The organism is Streptomyces sp. NPDC007095 (assembly GCF_040634475.1).
Classification (GTDB): Bacteria; Actinomycetota; Actinomycetes; order Streptomycetales; family Streptomycetaceae; genus Streptomyces.
The window spans coordinates 1-17,526 of sequence record NZ_JBEYFS010000098.1; the positions used below are offsets into that span (position 1 = coordinate 1).

The 17,526-nt window shown below is 69.6% G+C and carries 17 protein-coding genes and 4 pseudogenes; 8 read left to right on the forward strand and 13 right to left on the reverse strand.

The features are described from left to right. Nucleotides 1-1,245, reverse strand: a 1,245-nt coding sequence (locus tag ABZ656_RS29600; RefSeq protein ID WP_360271582.1) for a Gfo/Idh/MocA family oxidoreductase, incomplete at its 3' end; no start/stop codon positions are given. 127 nt (nucleotides 1,246-1,372) lie between these two features. Between ABZ656_RS29600 and ABZ656_RS29605 the strand changes: the two genes are divergently transcribed. Further along, on the forward strand, nucleotides 1,373-2,374 hold the full coding sequence (locus tag ABZ656_RS29605) for a LacI family DNA-binding transcriptional regulator (protein WP_360271648.1): 1,002 nt from the start codon (nucleotides 1,373-1,375) through the stop codon (nucleotides 2,372-2,374). A gap of 384 nt (nucleotides 2,375-2,758) precedes the next feature. Here ABZ656_RS29605 and ABZ656_RS29610 read toward each other — a convergent pair whose 3' ends face one another. After that, nucleotides 2,759-3,454, reverse strand: coding sequence for a type 1 glutamine amidotransferase domain-containing protein (locus ABZ656_RS29610; RefSeq protein WP_101407320.1), 696 nt, complete (start codon nucleotides 3,452-3,454; stop codon nucleotides 2,759-2,761). 236 nt (nucleotides 3,455-3,690) lie between these two features. On the opposite strand from ABZ656_RS29610, the gene ABZ656_RS29615 reads away from it, so the two are divergent. Continuing rightward, nucleotides 3,691-4,092 (forward strand): nuclear transport factor 2 family protein, encoded by a 402-nt coding sequence (locus ABZ656_RS29615; RefSeq protein ID WP_168489298.1) that lies wholly within the window; start codon nucleotides 3,691-3,693, stop codon nucleotides 4,090-4,092. A gap of 21 nt (nucleotides 4,093-4,113) precedes the next feature. On the opposite strand, the gene ABZ656_RS29620 is transcribed toward ABZ656_RS29615, so the two are convergent. Further along, nucleotides 4,114-4,401: a DUF6479 family protein gene (locus ABZ656_RS29620; protein WP_360271587.1), complete on the reverse strand. Its 288-nt coding sequence runs from the start codon at nucleotides 4,399-4,401 to the stop codon at nucleotides 4,114-4,116. Between the two features lie 115 nt (nucleotides 4,402-4,516). Between ABZ656_RS29620 and ABZ656_RS29625 the strand changes: the two genes are divergently transcribed. Both ABZ656_RS29625 and ABZ656_RS29630 read left to right on the forward strand, forming a co-directional pair. Then, on the forward strand, nucleotides 4,517-4,897 hold the full coding sequence (locus ABZ656_RS29625) for a four-helix bundle copper-binding protein (RefSeq protein ID WP_101407317.1): 381 nt from the start codon (nucleotides 4,517-4,519) through the stop codon (nucleotides 4,895-4,897). Between the two features lie 128 nt (nucleotides 4,898-5,025). Next, nucleotides 5,026-6,204, forward strand: coding sequence for an acyl-CoA dehydrogenase family protein (locus ABZ656_RS29630; RefSeq protein ID WP_101407316.1), 1,179 nt, complete (start codon nucleotides 5,026-5,028; stop codon nucleotides 6,202-6,204). A 194-nt stretch (nucleotides 6,205-6,398) separates the two neighbouring features. Here the strand turns inward: ABZ656_RS29630 and ABZ656_RS29635 are convergent, their stop codons facing one another. From ABZ656_RS29635 to ABZ656_RS29645, 3 genes and pseudogenes are all read right to left on the reverse strand, one after another. After that, a complete protein-coding gene (locus tag ABZ656_RS29635; RefSeq protein ID WP_360271592.1) occupies nucleotides 6,399-6,797 on the reverse strand; it encodes a thioredoxin family protein in 399 nt (132 codons plus the stop codon). Nucleotides 6,798-7,203: 406 nt separating this feature from the next. Next, nucleotides 7,204-7,855: pseudogene (locus tag ABZ656_RS29640) on the reverse strand (response regulator transcription factor). Beyond that, nucleotides 7,852-8,415: pseudogene (locus ABZ656_RS29645) on the reverse strand (ATP-binding protein); the annotation flags it as partial. The pseudogenes ABZ656_RS29640 and ABZ656_RS29645, both read right to left, overlap by 4 nt. Here ABZ656_RS29645 and ABZ656_RS29650 point away from each other — a divergent pair. Both ABZ656_RS29650 and ABZ656_RS29655 read left to right on the forward strand, forming a co-directional pair. Then, a pseudogene (locus tag ABZ656_RS29650) lies at nucleotides 8,413-8,997 on the forward strand (class I SAM-dependent methyltransferase); the annotation flags it as partial. The pseudogenes ABZ656_RS29645 and ABZ656_RS29650 sit on opposite strands and share 3 nt — an antisense overlap. Then, nucleotides 8,994-9,632: a VTT domain-containing protein gene (locus ABZ656_RS29655; RefSeq protein ID WP_101407313.1), complete on the forward strand. Its 639-nt coding sequence runs from the start codon at nucleotides 8,994-8,996 to the stop codon at nucleotides 9,630-9,632. The pseudogene ABZ656_RS29650 and the gene ABZ656_RS29655, both read left to right, overlap by 4 nt. 14 nt (nucleotides 9,633-9,646) lie before the next feature. Here ABZ656_RS29655 and ABZ656_RS29660 read toward each other — a convergent pair. The 6 genes and pseudogenes from ABZ656_RS29660 to ABZ656_RS29685 form a co-directional block, all read right to left on the reverse strand. Next, nucleotides 9,647-9,970 (reverse strand): annotated as a pseudogene (locus ABZ656_RS29660) (CocE/NonD family hydrolase); the annotation flags it as partial. A gap of 105 nt (nucleotides 9,971-10,075) precedes the next feature. Continuing rightward, nucleotides 10,076-10,954 carry an alpha/beta hydrolase gene (locus ABZ656_RS29665; protein WP_360271595.1) on the reverse strand — a complete coding sequence of 293 codons (879 nt, stop codon included), beginning with the start codon at nucleotides 10,952-10,954 and terminating at the stop codon, nucleotides 10,076-10,078. Nucleotides 10,955-10,973: 19 nt separating this feature from the next. After that, complete coding sequence (locus ABZ656_RS29670) at nucleotides 10,974-11,675, reverse strand: SDR family oxidoreductase (protein WP_101407311.1); 702 nt, start codon at nucleotides 11,673-11,675, stop codon at nucleotides 10,974-10,976. A 103-nt stretch (nucleotides 11,676-11,778) separates the two neighbouring features. Next, nucleotides 11,779-12,969 carry a hypothetical protein gene (locus tag ABZ656_RS29675; protein WP_360271598.1) on the reverse strand — a complete coding sequence of 397 codons (1,191 nt, stop codon included), beginning with the start codon at nucleotides 12,967-12,969 and terminating at the stop codon, nucleotides 11,779-11,781. Then, entirely contained in the window at nucleotides 12,962-13,420 is a 459-nt protein-coding gene (locus tag ABZ656_RS29680; RefSeq protein ID WP_101407309.1) for a DUF6114 domain-containing protein, read from the reverse strand. Before ABZ656_RS29680 ends, ABZ656_RS29675 begins: the two co-directional genes overlap by 8 nt. A 49-nt stretch (nucleotides 13,421-13,469) precedes the next feature. Further along, nucleotides 13,470-14,084 carry a DUF6230 family protein gene (locus ABZ656_RS29685; RefSeq protein WP_101407308.1) on the reverse strand — a complete coding sequence of 205 codons (615 nt, stop codon included), beginning with the start codon at nucleotides 14,082-14,084 and terminating at the stop codon, nucleotides 13,470-13,472. A gap of 175 nt (nucleotides 14,085-14,259) precedes the next feature. Here ABZ656_RS29685 and ABZ656_RS29690 point away from each other — a divergent pair, with 175 nt between their 5' ends. Then, complete coding sequence (locus tag ABZ656_RS29690) at nucleotides 14,260-14,952, forward strand: MerR family transcriptional regulator (RefSeq protein ID WP_101407307.1); 693 nt, start codon at nucleotides 14,260-14,262, stop codon at nucleotides 14,950-14,952. A gap of 71 nt (nucleotides 14,953-15,023) precedes the next feature. Here the strand turns inward: ABZ656_RS29690 and ABZ656_RS29695 are convergent, their stop codons facing one another. After that, a complete protein-coding gene (locus ABZ656_RS29695) occupies nucleotides 15,024-15,692 on the reverse strand; it encodes a TetR/AcrR family transcriptional regulator (protein ID WP_360271603.1) in 669 nt (222 codons plus the stop codon). 113 nt (nucleotides 15,693-15,805) lie between these two features. On the opposite strand from ABZ656_RS29695, the gene ABZ656_RS29700 reads away from it, so the two are divergent. Further along, complete coding sequence (locus ABZ656_RS29700) at nucleotides 15,806-17,305, forward strand: MFS transporter (protein ID WP_360271606.1); 1,500 nt, start codon at nucleotides 15,806-15,808, stop codon at nucleotides 17,303-17,305. Nucleotides 17,306-17,526 lie beyond the last annotated feature (221 nt).

Below are 17,526 nucleotides of genomic sequence, written 5' to 3' on the forward strand. Positions count from 1 at the left end.
GAGCAGGGTCAGGACTTCGACCTCCAGCACGTCACCGGGCCGTGCGTCGTGCAGTGCCACGGGTCCGGTGACGACGTGCGGGCCGTGTGTCTGCGCCAGGGGCACCCACGCGCCCTGCTCGGCAGAGCGGGACATCGCGTCCAGTGCGGCCGCGCTGTGCACCGCGTCGGCCAGCGTCGCGCCGTACGGGGTGTTGTCGGCGATCGACCGCAGGAAGTGGTGGGCCTCGATCACCTTGAGATCGTCGTAGCCCATGCTGTTCGCGGAGCCCGGCTGGAAGGCCGCGTACTCGCCGTCCCCGGGGCCGACGTACACCGTGCTCACGGGCTGGTCCTGGTACGCCGTACCCTTGCTGACGCCCAGTTCGCCCATGCGCCGGAAGTCCCAGAAGACCGCGCCCTTGGTGCCGTGCACCTCGAAGCCGTAGTTGTTCTGCTCGCCCACCGAGACCCGGCAGGCCTCCAGCACGCCCCGCGCACCGGAGGCGAAGCGCAGCAGACAGCTGACGTAGTCCTCGTTCTCCACGGGGCCCAGTTCGCCGCCCGTCGCGCGGGTGTGACCGGCGGTGGCGCCGGTCGGGCGGGCCCGCCGAGGCAGGAAGATCGCGGTGTCGGCGGTCAGTGCCTCGATCTCGCCGAGCAGGAAGCGCGCCAGGTCGACGCCGTGCGAGGCCAGGTCGCCGAGGACTCCGCTGCCGCCGCGCTCCCGCTCGTAGCGCCAGGTCAGAGCGCCCTCTGGGTGGGCCGCGTAGTCGCTGAACAACCGGATGCGGACATGGGTGACGGTGCCGATCTCGCCGGAGGCGATCAGTTCGCGGGCGGCGGCGACGGCCGGGGCATTGCGGTAGTTGAAGCCGACCGTGCCCTGGACCCCGGCCTTGGTGACCGCGTCCGACACGGCACGGGCGTCCTCGGCCGTCAGACCCACCGGCTTCTCGATCCAGATGTGCTTGCCCGCCTCGGCCATGGCGAGGCCGATCTCGCGGTGCAGGAAGTTCGGCGCGGCGATGCTCACCGCCTGGACCCGGGGATCGGCGGCCACCTCGCGCCAGTCGCGGTGGGCGGCGGCGAAGCCGTACTGGGCCGCGGCCTCCTCCGCCCGGCCCGGCACCTCGTCGGCGACGGCGACCAGTTCGGGGCGCAGGGACAGGCCGGGGAAGTGGTGGGGCACGCGGGCGTACGCCTGGGTGTGCACCCGTCCCATCCAGCCGAACCCCACGACGGCGACGCCGAGCGAACGCACCATGACTGCCCCTCTTTGGACCGGTCCAACGATTTCCCGGCTCACATTGAAGGCCGTTGCGGTGCGTGTCAACCCCTTTGACAAGTTCACCCGCCGTATGGAACGGTCCAGGAATGGAGCCATGCAGACCATGAGAGCACCGACGATTCGCGACGTCGCCGAGCGGGCCGGAGTGTCGAAGTCGCTGGTCTCCCTCGTGCTGCGCGGCTCCGACCAGGTCCGTGACGAGAAGCGGCAGGCCGTGCTGGCCGCCGTCGAGGAGCTCGGCTACCGGCCCAACGCCGCGGCGCGCAGTCTCAGTGAGCGGCGCACCCGTACGGTCGGGGTGCTCCTCAACGACATGCGCAACCCCTGGTTCGTGGAGCTGCTGGACGGTCTGAACTCCCGGCTGCACGACTCGGGTCTGCACATGCTGCTCGCCGACGGCCATCTCAACCGGCGTCTGGGCGAGGACCTCACCCGTACCTTCGTGGACCTGCGTGTCGACGGTCTGATCGCCGTCGGCACCCTCCCGGCCGCCGAGGCGCTGCGGACGGCGGCCGGGCAGATTCCCACCGTGGTCGCGGGCGCCCGGGAGCCCGAGCTGCCCGGTGTCGACGTGGTCGCCAACGACGACGAGCGCGGCGCCCGCCTTGCCACCGAGCATCTCATCGGCCTCGGCCACCGCCGGATCGCGCACATCGCGGGGCGGGGGATGGTCGGTGAGCTGCGCCGCCGCAGCTTCGAGGCGGTCATGCACGAGCGCGGACTGGCCGCGGAGGCGGTCGTGGAGCAGGGCGACCTGACCGAGGAGGGCGGCTACCGTGCCACGGTACGGCTGCTCAGCGCCCGCGAACGGCCCACCGCCGTCTTCGCGTTCAACGACATAGCCTGCGTCGGCGCACTCTCGGCCGCGGAGGAACTCGGCCTCCAGGTGCCGCGTGACCTCTCCCTCGTCGGCTACGACAACACCTACCTCTCACGGCTGCGGCACCTGTGGCTCACCACCGTGGACAGCGCCGGCCATGACGTCGGCCGCCGTGCCGCGCAGTGTCTGCTCGACCGGATCGCCGACCCCGCCCGCCCGGGCGAGGTCGTCCTCACCGCCCCGGCCCTCGAGGTCCGCGGCACGACGGCGCCTGCGCGGGGTTAGGGCCTGTCCGGCCGGTCACGGCCGCCGCGCAGGCGAGCGCGCTGTTCGGGGCCGTCCGGTTCCGGCAGGACCACGCTGCTGCGCGTGCCGGCCGCCCCGCACCGGCCCGACGCGGGCAATGTCACCCTGGACGGGCAGCCGGTCGGGGCCACGGCACGCCGTCGCGGCCGTACGGACCATCGGCGCAGCCGGCTCGTCCCGCGGAAACCGCTGGGTGCGCTGAATACCGCCCACACCGTCGGCGCCGCGCCGGGCCGCCCGCGCCGATGGCCGGGGTCGGCCGGTGTCGTGCGTCGGGGGCGGCCGAACGCGTGGCAGAGGTTCCCGGGCAACCGGGCCTTCTCGTCGAGGAGTTCGGCAGCGGACTCCCGAGCCCCACGAGGGTCAGGGCAGCTGCTTCAGCAGTTCGGTGGCGAGGGGGCCGGAGGACGCCGGGTTCTGGCCGGTGACCAGGTTGCGGTCGACGACCACCTTGGGGGCCCACGGCTCGCCCTCCTGGAAGTCGACGCCCGCCTCGACGAGCCGGTCCTGGAGCAGCCACTTCGCCTTGTCGGCGAGACCGGCCTGCGTCTCCTCGGCGTTGGTGAACCCGGAGACCCGGTAGCCCGCGAAGGCGTTGGTGCCGTCCTCCTTTGTCGCGGCGAGCAGCGCGGCCGGGCCGTGGCACACCACGCCGAGCGGCTTACCCGACTCCAGCGCGAGGGTGAGCAGCCGGCCGGAGTCCGCGTCGACCGCCAGGTCCTCCATCGGCCCGTGGCCGCCTGGGTAGAAGACGGCCGCGTAGTCGGCGAGGTCGGCCTCCGCCAGCTTGATCGGCCGCTGGAGCGCGGTCATCGACGCGAGGGCGTGTGCGATGCGGTCGGCGCCCTCCTGGCCGCCATTGACCTCAGGAGCCAGACTCCCCTTGTCCACGGTCGGCACGACGCCGCCCGGCGTGGCGACGACGACCTCATGGCCCGCGGCCGCGAACGCCTCGTACGGGGCGACGGCCTCCTCGGCCCAGAAGCCGCTCGGGTGGCGGGTGCCGTCGGCGAGCGTCCAGTGGTCGACGCCGGTGATCACGAAGAGAATCTTCGACATGGTGCGTTTCTCCGAGGGTGCGGGGGCATTGCCGGTTGTTCCTGTCGTACGCCCCGACGCTCTGGGCCCAGATCGTCAGGGCGGGGATGTCCTCGACCGTATGCGGCTCCGGCATAGGTGACCAATAGGGAGTGCGGTCAGAGACATAGAAATGCCAATACCTGGACGCTGCACACCACCCCAACTAATCTGTTCGTAACCTAATCAATTAGTTGATTGTGAGAGGTGGGGCTCGGATGCACCCCTTCCGGAAAGCCGTAGAGGCGGGCGACCACGCCGCGATCGAGGAACTGCTGGCCGACGACGTGGTGTTCACCAGCCCCGTCGCCTTCAAGCCGTACCCGGGCAAGGCCATCACCGCGGCCATCCTGCGCGGCGTCTCCCGTGTCTTCACCGACTTCCGCTACGTACGCGAGATCGCCGGTGCCGACGGTCGCGACCACGCGCTCGTCTTCACCGCGAAGGTGGGCGACAAGGAGCTCAACGGCTGCGACTTCCTGCACTTCGACGAGGACGGCAGGATCGACGACCTGATGGTGATGGTCCGCCCGCTCTCGGCGGCCCATGCGCTCTCCGAGGCGATGGGCGCCCAGTTCGAGCGGATCTCACGCGAGGCGGCGGAGGCGATGGGGGGCTAGGTCCTGTCCGCCGGACAGGCACTAAAAGCCGTTCGTTCGCTTCAACTCGTGGGGTGTCAACCGGCGCTCGCTCGGGGGCGGTTCGTTGGGTTCGCGGTGCTCCCTGACCTCGTGGACCGGGCCGCTGTCCGGCATCCGGGGCTGTTCCCCGGGTCGAGGCGGGGGCGGTTGCTGTTGCCGCTTGCGGCGGCCCCACCACACGACACCGACCAGCACAGCCACCAGGACGACGCCCATGGCGAGCGGCCCGATGACCAGCAGACCCTGGGCAGCGGCGAGCACTGTTCCTTCCGTATCCATGGCGCTCATGCGTCCCCGAGTACCCGGAGTCATGTGCATGAACCGGGTGAGGTTGTCCCGGAAGGAGACCGCCGGGCCCTGAGGTGCGGGGTTTGGCGGGCCTTTCCGCGGCTACCCGCTCGCGGTGACGACAATGACATCCCAGCAAGAACTCATCCGATTCCTGGAGGACCGCTTCGAGTGTGCGCTGGCCTGCGCCGGGGCCGCCCGTGCCTGTGCGCTGCGGGCGAGCGTGGTGGATCCGGACGGGCCGAGGGGGCAGGAACTCGTACGGCGCAAAGGCCTTCTGTGTGTGGAGGTGTGCGACGCGACCTGCCGTGTGCTGGCGGAGGAGGCCCGCCGGGACACGGCCGGCATCCGCGTCCAGGTCGAGTGGTGCCGAACCGTCTGCCGCGAGTGCGCGGACGTCTTCGACGAGCACCCCGGCGGGCAGGACAGCGCCAAGGCCTGCCGGGAGTGCGCCCAGGCCTGCACGGACTTCCTCGCCACACTGAGCCGCGGCTGAAACACCGCCCCGGAGTTCGAGCGCGGCCCCATTGAGTGGTGGCGCCGGTGTCATCGGCATTCACAATTTCTGAAACACGTTCTACGGTGTGCGCCGTCAGGTCCGGCCTTGGGGAGCCAGGAGGCGCCGTGCATCTCGAATACACGCCAGAGCAGCAGCGGCTGCGGACCGAACTGCGCGGCTACTTCGCCGAGTTGGTGCCCGACCACGCCTACGCCCGATACGGCGACCCGGCCGCCCAGAAACGGTTCTACCGCGAGACGATCCGGCGACTCGGTACGGACGGCTGGCTCGGGGTGGGCTGGCCCACGGAGTACGGCGGGCGCGGGCTGACCCCGATGGAGCAGTTCATCTTCTTCGACGAGGCCGCCCAGGCAGGTGTACCGCTGCCGCTGATGGCGCTGAACACGGTCGGACCGACGATCATGCGGTTCGGCACCGCGGAGCAGAAGGAGTACTTCCTGCCCAGGATCCTCTCCGGCGAGATCGACTTCGCGATCGGCTACAGCGAGCCCGACGCGGGGACGGACCTGGCGGCGCTCAAGACCAAGGCCGTACGGGACGGGGACACCTACGTCGTCAACGGGCAGAAGATCTGGACCACGAACGGCGACACCGCCGACTGGGTCTGGCTCGCCGTCCGCACCGACCCGGACGCCCCACCCCACAAGGGCATCACCATGCTCCTCGTACCGACCTCCGACCCCGGCTACTCCTGCACCCTCATCGACACCCTCGCCTCGCACGACACGACCGCCAGCTACTACGAGAACATCCGCGTCCCCGTCTCGCGCCGGGTCGGCGAGGAGAACAAGGGCTGGCGGCTGATCACCAACCAGCTCAATCACGAGCGCGTCACCCTCGCCGCGCACGGCACCATGGCGATCCGCGCCCTGCACGACGTCCAGCGCTGGGCCATGGACACCAAGCTCGCCGACGGCCGCCGCGTCGCCGACCTCCCCTGGGTGCGCCGACGCCTCGCCCGGACCCACACCGGACTCGACGCGATGAAGCTCCTGAACTGGCAGATGGTGAACGCCGTCCAGGAGGGCACCCTCACCCCGCAGGACGCCTCCGCGGTCAAGGTGTACGGCTCCGAAGCCCGCCGGGACGCGTACGCCTGGCTCATGGAGATCGTCGCCGCGCCCGGCGTCCTCAAGGAGGGTTCGACGGGCGCCGTCCTGCACGGCGAGCTGGAACGCGGCTACCGCTCGGCGGTGATCTTCACCTTCGGCGGCGGGAACAACGAGATCCAGCGCGAGATCATCTCGTGGATCGGACTGGGGATGCCGCGGGTCCGGCGTTAGTCCGGTTGTGACGAGGATTTATAGTTGGCACAAAAGAGGGATGGTTGGCACCAAGATCACCGTCATTTCTCAGAGGTGACGGCGCATCACTTCGATGCACCTAGCTCGAGCCGCGTTCGATCGGTCCCGGGGGTACGGGATTCCGAGGTTCATGCCGCTGTCTGTGCCGATCGGTGGCTGCTGCCAGGCGAGGCTCATCTGAGCACCGGCTTCGTGTCGGCGACCTCAGGTCCCCGAGGACTCGCCGGTGTGCCCTCACCTACTGAGCGCACACTGAGCAGCGGGCGGAGCTGGGCGAGCAGTTCGTCCTTCTCCATGGCGCCGAGGATCCTCGCAACCGGCACACCGCCAACGGTCACAAGAAGCGTCGCGACGGCGTCGAGGGCGTACTTCCTACGGGCCTGCTCGGCCTGGTTGTAGTCGAGTTCCAGTACGCGCAACCTGTCGCCGAGTTCAGCGGAGACTTCTTCCACGATCGGCTTGAGGTCCTTGCAGGGCCCGCACCAGTCGGCGTAGACGTGCAGCACTACCGGAACCGGCGAGGCAGTGAGAGTGTCGTCGAGTTCGTGCTCGGTGACGGTGGTGAGGGGCACGGTGCGTCCTTAAGGTTCCTTGGTGACGAGGGAGCCCTTGGCGGGCCGGGGACGATCGTTCAGCGGCTGGGCGGCTGACGGCCGGCGTCCAAGTCCTCTTCAGACGGCGGGTGGACGCTCACCTGCGTGGGCTTGCTCGGCAGGTGCGGGCGCGTGGGAACGGAGCGGCACTGTTCCGCGGCTGAATGCCGGGTGGGCTCGACGGTGTCACGGCGGCTGCCCGGGGCGGCCGCTGGCTCGCACCACAGGCGGTGTGACACGTCCTGAGCACCGCGGCCTGACCGTTGGCCCTCCAGGCCCCGCCCACGGAGCAGCAAGGAGGGCGAGACGCAGCGGCGGATACCGACAGCCGCGACATCGCTTCGAGATGTCGAACCTTGCCTTCCGTGTTTCCCGTCTGCGCTCGTCAGGCTGTGAATCCCGCGTCGCGGGCCAGGAGGGCGGCCTGGACTCGGTTGGTGACTTCCAGGGAGGTCAGGATGCGGCTGACGTGGGCCTTGACGGTGCTCTCGCGCATGGCGAGGCGGGTGGCGATGTCAGCGTTGGTGTCGCCTTGAGCGAGCAGAGTGAGCACGTCGCGTTCGCGGGGGGGTGAGCTGGTCCAGCCGGGCTCTGGCCGCGGTTGCTTCGGGCTGGTTGGCGGCGTGGTAGCGGTCGATGAGGCGACGGGCCGCAGCGGGGTGGAGCATGGCCGAGCCGGCGGCCACGAGGTGGACCGCGCGCAGTATTTCGGCGGGGTCGGTGTCCTTGAGGAGGAACCCGTCGGCTCCGGCGGCGAGGGCGTTGTAGACGTATTCGTCGAGGTCGAAGGTGGTGAGGATGATTACCTTCGGGGGGTGGGGCAGGGCTCGCAGCCGGGTGGTGGCGGCGATGCCGTCCATGCGGGGCATGCGGACGTCGACGAGGGCGACGTCGATGCGGTGGGCGGTGGCCTGCTCGATGGCCTTCAGGCCATCGGGGGCCTGGGCGACGACCTCGATGCCGGGGTCGTCGTCGAGGAGGTCGGCCAGGCCGAGGCGGACCAGGGCGTCGTCATCGACGATCATGGCGCGGATCATGTGCGGGTGCCGTTCTGTTCGATGTCGGCAGGGTGGGGGATGCGTGCCGCCAGCCGCCAGGCGCCCGCGCCGGCCGGTCCGGAGTTCAGGTGCCCGCCGAGGGCGGTGACGCGTTCGCGCAGGCCGACGAGTCCGTAGCCGCTGCCGACGGTGTCCGTGCGGGGTGTGCCAGGGGGGTTGGTGACCTCGACGAGTGTGGCGGGTGGGCGGTAGTGGATGCGTACGGTCACCGGAGCGCCGGCGGCGTGCTTGCGGGCATTGGTCAGTGCCTCCTGGACGATGCGGTAGACGGCCAGTCGGTGGGTGGTGGGAGCCTCCTCGGGACGCCCTTCGGCGATCAGTCCGATGTGCTGACCGGCGGCGCGGGCCTCGTCGGCCAGTTCCCGCACGTCTCGCATGACCGGCGTGAGTGCGGCACTCGTCTGCGCGGCGTCGGAATCGTGCAGCACACCGAGAACATCGCGCAGATCGGTGAGGGCTTCGACGGACGTCGTGCGCAGCAGACCGAGTCGTTCGGCGATCGGTGCGGGCAGCGTGTCGCTCTTGGTGGCCAGGACACCGAGCCCGTACGGGCGCAGGCGCCCCGCCCGCTGGCAGTGCTGGAAGCCGGCGCCGGGACCGGAGCGGTCACCCGCACCCTGATACCAGAACTGCCCCGCGGCAGCCGTCTGGACGTCGTCGAGGCCAACCCGCGTTTCGCCGCACGGCTGCGCCACCTCGTCACCACGCATCCCCATCTGGCTGCCAGGCCGGCGCAGGTGACCGTGCATCAGACCTATGTCGAGGAGCTCGACACCGACCAGCGGTACGACGTCATCGTCTCGGGGCTGCCGCTGACCAACTTCACGCCTGTGCAGGTCGAGTGCATCATGGCCCGCTACATGGAGCTACTCCACCCCGGCGGCACGCTGACCTACTTCGCCTACCTGGGCACCCGCAAGGCCCGCGCCCTGACGGCATCGCGAGCCGAAGCCCGCCGCCACGCCGCAGTGGACGAGATCATGGCCACCTACCAGCGCACCTACGCCACGGGCCGCTGGACGGTATGGGCCAACCTTCCCCCCGCCTACGTCTGGCATCTGCAACGACCCCTTGTCTCCGCGGATCAACTTGAGCTGCGGTCGGACGGGGCGAGTCGGTGAACGCGCTCTCCGACATCCTCGGCCACCTCTCGCCGGCCGCGGCGTACACGGTGGTGGCCGCTGCGGTCCTGGCTGAGTCGGTCCTTCTGATCGGCGCTTTCGTCCCGACGCTGACCCTGCTCCTGACCGCCGGCGCGTTGGCCCGCACCGGCCAGGTCAACCTTCTTCTCGTCATCGCAGCCGCGGCCGGCGCCGTGGTGGCGGGTGACTTCCTCGCCCACCGCACCGGCAGGTATCTCGGTGACCGGCTGCGCGGCGGCCACATGGGCCGTCGCGTTCCGGATGCCGCGTGGGGCCGGGCCGAGTCGTTGATGACGCGCCACGGCGGCCGAGCGGTCTGCGTGGCCCGCTTCCTGCCGGTGGTGCGCACCCTCGCCCCGCACTCGGCTGGCGCCACCCGCCTGCCGTACCGGCGCATCGCTCCGTACAGCGTTGTTGCCGCTTGTGTGTGGGCCACGGCGGAAGCGGGTGTCGGATACGCCGCCGCGACCTCTCTCCAGCGTGTCCTCACGCTGGGCGGCCCTGCCCTCGCCCTGGTCGCTCTGATGGCGATCGGGGGCTCGCTGCTGTGGCGAAGAAGGCGCCGCCCGTCTCGCTTGGACAGCGCCGCCATCCACTGCGTGTTGCCGAAATAGCTGGCGCCGATCATGCCGACGGAGCCGTTCGCACCGGGAAGGGCGGCAGCCCACCGTACGGTGTCGTACCCGTCGCTCTCCTCGTGCGTCCACGGCTCCCACTCACCCTCGGAGGCGAACCGGCCGCGGGTGTCCTGGAGCACCACCATGAAGCCACGCCGAGCCGCCGCCAGGGGATCGAGGACTGCGACCGCCAGGGTCATCTGCTTCCCGTACGGCAGCCTGCTCAGCAGGACCGGCCACGGTCCGCTGCCGCCGGGCCGGTAGACATCCGCGCGCAGCACCGTGCCGTCACACATCTCCGCGGGCACGTCGAACTCGATCTGGATCTCCGTCATGTGCTGCTCCTTTGCATGCCACGACGCCTTCGCGAGACATGGTTGATCGTGTCTCCACCCACGCGACACCCCTGATCAGGGGTGACCACGGCGGTCTCGGGACGCTTACGCCACCGCGTTCAGCAGGTCGGCCAGCACGTCGGGCCGTTCCAGGGCGATGAAGTGGCCGGCCTTCGGCACCTGTGTGAAGTCGGCGGCGGGGAGCAGCTTCTTGTTGGCCTCCCGGTCGGAGGGGCGGGACCAGTCCTTCTCTCCGTAGACGAGGTGTACGGGGGCCTTGACCTCGGGGTAGCGCGAGCGGGCGGCGATGAGGCTGGGCAGGGCCTGGTACACGCCCCGGGCGACCGTCGGGTAGCCGGGGCGCCGGCCCACCTGGAGCAGCTCGTCCACGTAGTCCTCGCGCAGTGCGCTCTTGTCGCCCAGGCCGCCCTGGAGGATCTTGCTGAGCGCGGGCTTGGGCTCCACCCCAGCGATCACCGGGCCCACCCCAGGCATGAGGACACCGCCGACCACCACGCGGGCGAGGAGGCTGGAGCGGGCGACCCCGCCGTGGAAGTCGTAGGTGTTGACCGCGACGACGCGCCGTACCCGCTCCGGGAGATCGGCCGCGGCGGTCAGGGCGAGCACTGCCCCCATGGACTCCCCGACCAACGTCACGTCGTGGAGGTCGAGTTCGCTGAGGAGCCGCTCGACGCCCGTGCGCATGGCCGGCTCGTCGTACGACGCGCCGGGCACGATCTCGGAGTAGCCCATCCCCGGCAGATCGAGGGCGTACACGGTGTACCGGTCCGCGATCAACGGGATGAGGAGCCGGAAGTGCTCGGCCTGGGTGCGCACGGTGTGCAGCAGGACCAGAGGCGCACCGCTGCCCGCCTTGAGATAGCGCAGCGTTCCCTCGCGGCTGTGGCGTCCTGCGCGCGGGGCGATGGTGTGACTGGTGGTCCCCGCGATGTGAATCGTGGGACGTGAATCCTGACTGGGCATCTCTCTGTGTCTCGCTGTTCTACTTGGCCAGCTGGGGGTACAGGCCGGCCAGGTCGCCGGCGAGGCCCGCCTTGACCTGGCGGGTGATGTCGTCGGCGAGCACCTCGTACGCGCCCGTCTCGACCCCGTCGAGGGCGAGGGCGGCGACGTCACGAGGGTTGGACTTGGGTGCGTCGACGTCCGCCGCCAGGTCCGTGTCGACGTATCCGACGTGCAGTCCGGTGACGACGATGCCGCGGGGCTGGAGTTCCAGGCGCAGTGAGTTGGTCTGCGACCACAGGGCGGCCTTGGACGCGCTGTAGGAGCCGCCGAGCGCCAGCCAGGAGAGTACGGAGTGCACGTTGAGGATGTGGCCGCCGCCGTTGCTCTCGATGACCGGCGCGAAGGCCCGGGTGAGCAGCAGCGGGCCGTAGAAGTTGGTCTCGAACTCCCTGCGTACGTCGTCGACCGGGGAGTCGAGGAAGGACGCGCCGACCGCCGCACCCGCGTTGTTGATCAGCACGGTGACATCCTGCGCCTGCGCCACGGCCGCCGCGACGGAGGCCGGGTCGGTGACCTCCAGCGCCACCGGGACCGCGTCGGGGTGCGTCACGGTGCGCGGGTCGCGGGCCGTGGCATAGACCTTGGCGGCACCGCGCGCGTACAGCTCTTCCACCAGCGCCTTGCCGATGCCCCGGCTGCCACCGGTGACGAAGACGTTTGCGCCCTTCAAAGCGGTCATGACTGCCTCCACAAGAATTGGAAACCGATCGGTTTCCATCACGGTAAACCGATCGGTTTCCGGGCGCAAGCTCATCGAAGGAACCAGTCGGATTAGGTCGGCTTCAGGGTGTCGTTCCGTATCCGTGGATCCCCGGGATGGTGAGCTCTCCACCCGTCTGTCCGGCCTGGTCGATGTCGGCGTCGTTGAGGCTGAGTTGGAGCTTGAGGCCGAGTTTCCCGACCGTGTCGAAGAGCCACTCCGGAACGGTGTCTGGGGTGAGGTGGAGGCGGAGGACGGGAGGCAGGGGAATCCCTTCGGCGCCGGAGAGGGTGCCCGTCAGGCTCTCGACGTACATGGTGATGCGGTCGCCTCGCAGCGTGGACGTCGAGCCGGGCGCTCCGTCGATGTGCTGGATCTGGGGGCCGACGGGTACGGCCATTTTCAGGTCGCGGATCGTGACACCGGCCGCGGAGAACTTGAGCACCCGCTTGGGGCCGGCGGCGGTGTCGACGGTCACGACACCGCCGAAGACGACGTCCCGCAGTTCGAGGCGGCTGCCCTTCATGTTCCAGGACTCGGCGGCGAATCGACCGGCGCTCGTGTCCTCGGGGGCTGCGAGATCGCTGATGTCACAGGTGCGGTCGGTTCCCCGGGGTGACCCCGTGGACTGCGGGCGGGGTGAGGGGGTGATGGTCTGTTGGCCGGGGGAGGGGGATGCGTGGGGAGTGGCCGGTGGCAGGTCCGAGGGTTCTGTGGCTGTTGGCGCCGGAGCGGCCGGGGTCGGCGCGGGACTCGCGGCGGGTACGGGACTCTGCTGATCGGTGTCGCCGTGGAAGAGGGGGTCGAGGAGGTCCGCAAGGCCGGTGGGGGCGGAGGTCGCGCTCGGAGTGGCGGAGTGCGCGCTTGGCGATGCGGTCGGAGCCGGGGTGAGGCTCGTGTCCTCGTCGGTCATGTGCTCCGACGGTTTGACGGACTCGTCGCTCGTAGGGGCACTGGGCGTGCTGCGAGCGGCGGACTGCGTCGGCGCCGCGGCAGGAGTCGACGGGTCGTCGGAACGGGCGCAGTCGACCCCGTCGTCGGCCGCCTCTTCGGGAACGGAACGCGCCGCGGTGGCAATCGTGTCGACGGCGGGCGGACGCTGACTTCCCAGGACGAGAGCGGTCGGCAGCGCGGTGAGTGCGAGTGCCTTCCCGAGCGGCAGGCGAAGGCGGGTCGGTGCGGATGCGCGAGGAACGGCGTGTCGGCCCTTCGGCGGTCGGACCGGGCGGGTTTCTACGGCCTCGCCGTGGATGTCGGATGACGGTTCAGGCATTCCCCGGCTCTCCCTCCGAGCCGACGGCGCCGCCGGGTGTGTCCGCGTCCGCCGGGCCCCACGCCAGAGCCAGGAGTCCACCCGTGGCCGCCAACAGGGTGCCGACGAGGAAGCCGCCGAAGTTGGAGATGGGAAGCGACAGCACACCGAGGAAGACGGCGACGCATCCGGCGAAGAACCTGATGATCGGCTGGAACCACAGGAGCCCGCCGAGGACGATCAGCGTCAGTCCGATGACCAGGGAGCCGGCGCCCGCGGTGGTGGACATCGCCACGGACAGGGCGCCGAGGGAGAGGTTGAAGTATGGGAAGTAGATGATCGGTGCGGCGGCGAGGAGCACCAGGAGGCCCGCCCAGAAGGGGCGGGTGCGCCGCCAGGCCCGGAAGGCCCGGCGGGCGCTGGCGAAGCCGCTGTCACTGTGGGGGTGCGCGGGTGCGCCGGCACTCGTCATGGGGAAGCTCCCGGATCGTGAACGGGTGGGGGAGGGGTGGGAGCGAGGGTCAGAAGCAGTCGTGGCGGCCGGCCGCGATGTTCATGTGCAGGCCTGCCAGTTCGAACGTCCCGGCAGAGGTGGCCCAGACCTTCTGGTGGGCGTCGACGATCTCGATCGAGTCCGCCTGCTGGGCGTAGCCGTCGGGGTCGACGTGGTCCTTGGGGTTTACCTGGCCCTTCGTGATGGAGCCGGTGGCGACGCCGATGTCGACGTTGTGGAAGGTGCCGGACTTGGCCTGGAGGTCGGTCATGTCGATGTAGAGGTCCTTGGCCTTGACCGCCGTACCCGACCCGCCGGCCTTGAGCGTCATCGTGTAGGTCCCGAGTACGGGAATGTCCACCGGCACGGACTGGCACATGTCGGTGATCTTCGCGTTCTCGAGGGCCGAGACGGTGACGGGTATGTGCTTGCCGTTCTTGGCGACGTCCACCGTGGCGTAGTTGGCGAATCCGCTGCCGCTCAGGGAGCCGGCCGAGACCTTGAAGTCGGAACCGGAGATGCTGAACGAAGCGGCCAGCGCGCCCTGGGCCATCGAGACGGCGACCGCCGCCGTGGCGGCCACCGTCGGCACCGCACCGATGGCGAAACGCTTCCAGTGGGTCTTGCCGATGCGCTGGGACATGCGTGGTCCTCCGTTGTCGAGGCGTGCGAGGTGAGAGGCCCGGGTGCGGAAGAGGGCACACCGGGAGGAGCTCGATAGCTCCACTATCGAGTGCCTGATAGTGGCACTATCGGGCTCTGTGGGGCAACCCCTGGTAACGCGATACTGGTAGGGACAGTTGAGCGTGAGGGAGCGCATGAGGATTTCAGAGCTCAGCCGGCGGTCCGGGGTGCCGGTGGCGACCATCAAGTACTACCGACGGGAGGGGCTGCTCCCCGAGGGGCGCGCGCTGAACCCCACCACGGTCGAGTACGACGAGGAGCACATCCAGCGGCTCCGTCTGATCCGTTCTCTCATCCAGCTCGGTGGGCTGTCCGTCGCACGCACCCGCGAGGTGCTCGAAGCGGTCGACCGTCCGCTGGACGCGTTCGAGACCCTGGGCGTCGTTCATCACGCCCTGCCCGTCCCTTCCGCGGAGACGAACGAGAGGAAGGACGGGGAACTGGCGGGCGTTGCCGACGAAGAGGTGTCCTGTGGAGCCGCCGCGAGGGTCGACGCCCTGATCGAGAACATCGGCTGGCAGATCTCCGACGCCTCACCGCACCGTCCGGCACTCGCCGAGAGTCTCGCGGCGCTGAGCCGCCTCGGTACGGACTACACGGCGGACGACCTCATCCCCTACGCGCGGCTTGCCACCGCCACCGCGGACCTGGACTTCGCGCAGTTCGAAGGGACCGAGGACCGTATCGCCCTAGCTGAGCGGGCAGTTGTCCTCACCGTGCTGTTCGAGCCGGTCGTCAGGCTTCTGCGGCGCCTGGCCCAGGAGGACGCGAACCATCGTCGCCATGACCGCCGTGCCTGCGGGCGGGGGGAGCAGCCCGGGGAGTGAGTCCCGGGGCGGCTGGCAGCGTGAGTCCCCGGCGGGGTGCCCGGGGGCCACCGGCACCCCGCTCGCAGCAGTCAGCCCGGGGGTGACGGGGACCGGCTTGGTCGTACTGCTCCTGCATCCAGGGCATCAGGATTGACCCGTTGGATCGAAGCCGAGCAGGTGGTGAGGGATGTGCCGGCGGTCGCGACAGCGAGACTGTCGACGCGCCGTACCTTTTCGACAGGCGGGGCGTCGGCTCCGTCGTACACGAAGGTCAGTGGTTTGGTCGGCTGGGTGGGGTCGGCTGCGCCGCCACGTTCGGCGTCCCGTTGGAAGAACGCGGTCAGTCTGCCCTGCTGCCATCGGGCAACCAGACCCACCGGATGCTCGTGCGGCGAGGCTTGGACCGTCGCAGCTATGAACGGACGGCCATGGAAGTCGTCACTTCGTTCGAGAGCTTCCAACCGTTCGAAGACATGCAGAATCCGCGCTCGCGGCGGTCGGTCGTCATCGCCCGGCAGCAGAAGGGCCTCGGAGCCGAACGCCGTACGTTCCCGCAGGCCGGCGGCCATCAGTTGATCGTCGCTGCCGAACAGCTGGTAAGCCGAACGCGTTGACACCCCGGCGGCGCGGCACGACGTGTCTACGCCGATATGGATGACCTGTTGACAGTACAGCTGCGCGGCGACGTCGAGCACCCGGTCGCGCGTTGAGGCGGCGCCGGCGGCCGGCGAGGGCGTCGGCGTTGTCGGGTCGCTCACGGGCCAGAGGTCAACCCGTTCACTTGCACCGTGGAAACCGATCTGTTTTTCTAGGGGGAAACAGATCGGTTTCCGGCCGGTGTTCGGCTTATGACCAGCGATAAAGGGAAAATATGACTGCCACCTTCGACCGTGGGGCGCCCGCCTCCGGGAAAACAGACTCGGGCCGGCGCGGCTCGCATGCCGTGCGCTGGTGGGTGCTTGTCGTGCTGGGCACGGCGCAGCTCATGGTCACGCTCGACGCGACCGTCGTGAACATCGCGCTGCCCGCGGCGCAACATGACCTCGGTTTCAGCGACGGCAGCCGGCAGTGGGTCATCACGGGCTACGCTCTGGCGTTCGGCAGCCTGCTGCTGCTCGGTGGCCGGCTCGGTGACCTGTTCGGCCGGCGCAACACCTTCCTGCTCGGCCTGATCGGTTTCGCGGGCGCGTCCGTCGTCGGCGGTGCGGCGGGCAGCTTCGACGTCCTCGTCGCGGCTCGCGTGGCCCAGGGGCTCTCTGCCGCGCTGCTCGCGCCCGCGGCACTCTCACTGGTCAGCGTGACGTTCACCGAACCGGCCGAGAGGGCGAAGGCGTTCGGCGTCTTCAGTGCGTTGTCCGGTGCGGGCGGCGCGGTCGGGCTGCTGCTCGGCGGCATGCTCACGGAATGGATGTCGTGGCGCTGGGTGATGTACGTGAACGTCGTCTTCGCGGCCTTCGCGCTGGTCGGTGCGGTGCTGCTGATGGCCAGGCAGACGGTCATCGAGCGGCCCAGACTCGATATTCCGGGCACGATCGTGGTGAGCGCTGCGCTGTTCGCCGTCGTCTACGGGTTCGCGCACGTCGAATCCACCAGTTGGACCAACCCGGTCACCCTCGGCTCCATGATCGCCGGCGCGGTGCTGCTCGCGGTGTTCGTATGGCTGGAGTCCCGGGTCGCGCATCCCCTGCTGCCGCTGCGACTCGTGCTGGACCGGACCCGCGGTGGTTCGTTCCTGGCCGTGTTCGTCATAGGCATGGGAATGTTCTCGATCTTCCTGTTCCTGACCTACTACCTGGAGGCCGGCATCGGCTACTCGCCGATCAAGACCGGTCTGGCGTTCCTGCCGATGGTCGGGGGAATCGTCACCGCGGCGACCACGGCGCCTTCGCTGCTGCTCCCCAGGGTCGGCCCGAAGATCGTGATCAGCGCCGGCTTCCTGGTCGCCGCATCCGGTATGGCCCTGCTGACTCAGCTCAAGCTGGACAGCACCTACGTCGCCCACATCATGCCCGGCATGATCCTGCTGGGGCTCGGCCTCGGTGGAGTGATGACCACCGCGTTCCAGGGCGCGACCGCTGGCATTCATCACGAGGATTCGGGCGTCGCCTCGGCGCTGATCAACACCGGCCAACAGGTGGGTGGCTCGATCAGCACGGCGCTGCTGACCACCGTTGCCTCAACGGCCGCGACCGACTATCTGTCCTCGCACAAGCCCGGCGCGCTGACCGTGGCGCAGGCCGGAGTCGAGGGCTACACGGCCACCCTGGCGTGGGGTGCCGGATTCTTCGTGGTCGGTGCTGTGCTCGCAGCGTTCCTGATACCGAACGCGGCTCTGGCGCCGTCGGAGGGCGAGCCGGTGATCGCCCACTGAGTCTGAATCCACCGCGGATGCGCGGTGGATCACAACGAGCGGACAGTGAGAAATGCCCTGCTACCTGCGTTGACTGGTGTTCTCGAAGTGCAAGTCAGCGAAGGAAGGCAGGGCTTCTCCGGGATCGCGCGTACTTCCACGGGCGCGATCCGTCCTCAGTGAACTGGCCGTCGCTGGTGCCGGGCACCCGCAGTGTGGTCTGAATTTCCGAGGCTCGCGGG

Coding starts and splice junctions, on each gene's coding strand:
- ABZ656_RS29665 (WP_360271595.1), bottom strand. CDS start 10,954: ATGCCCAGTCAGGATTCACGTCCCACGATTCACATCGCGGGGACCACC.
- ABZ656_RS29675 (WP_360271598.1), bottom strand. CDS start 12,969: ATGCCTGAACCGTCATCCGACATCCACGGCGAGGCCGTAGAAACCCGC.
- ABZ656_RS29605 (WP_360271648.1), top strand. CDS start 1,373: ATGAGAGCACCGACGATTCGCGACGTCGCCGAGCGGGCCGGAGTGTCG.
- ABZ656_RS29615 (WP_168489298.1), top strand. CDS start 3,691: ATGCACCCCTTCCGGAAAGCCGTAGAGGCGGGCGACCACGCCGCGATC.
- ABZ656_RS29690 (WP_101407307.1), top strand. CDS start 14,260: ATGAGGATTTCAGAGCTCAGCCGGCGGTCCGGGGTGCCGGTGGCGACC.
- ABZ656_RS29685 (WP_101407308.1), bottom strand. CDS start 14,084: ATGTCCCAGCGCATCGGCAAGACCCACTGGAAGCGTTTCGCCATCGGT.
- ABZ656_RS29680 (WP_101407309.1), bottom strand. CDS start 13,420: ATGACGAGTGCCGGCGCACCCGCGCACCCCCACAGTGACAGCGGCTTC.
- ABZ656_RS29700 (WP_360271606.1), top strand. CDS start 15,806: ATGACTGCCACCTTCGACCGTGGGGCGCCCGCCTCCGGGAAAACAGAC.
- ABZ656_RS29610 (WP_101407320.1), bottom strand. CDS start 3,454: ATGTCGAAGATTCTCTTCGTGATCACCGGCGTCGACCACTGGACGCTC.
- ABZ656_RS29620 (WP_360271587.1), bottom strand. CDS start 4,401: ATGAGCGCCATGGATACGGAAGGAACAGTGCTCGCCGCTGCCCAGGGT.
- ABZ656_RS29670 (WP_101407311.1), bottom strand. CDS start 11,675: ATGACCGCTTTGAAGGGCGCAAACGTCTTCGTCACCGGTGGCAGCCGG.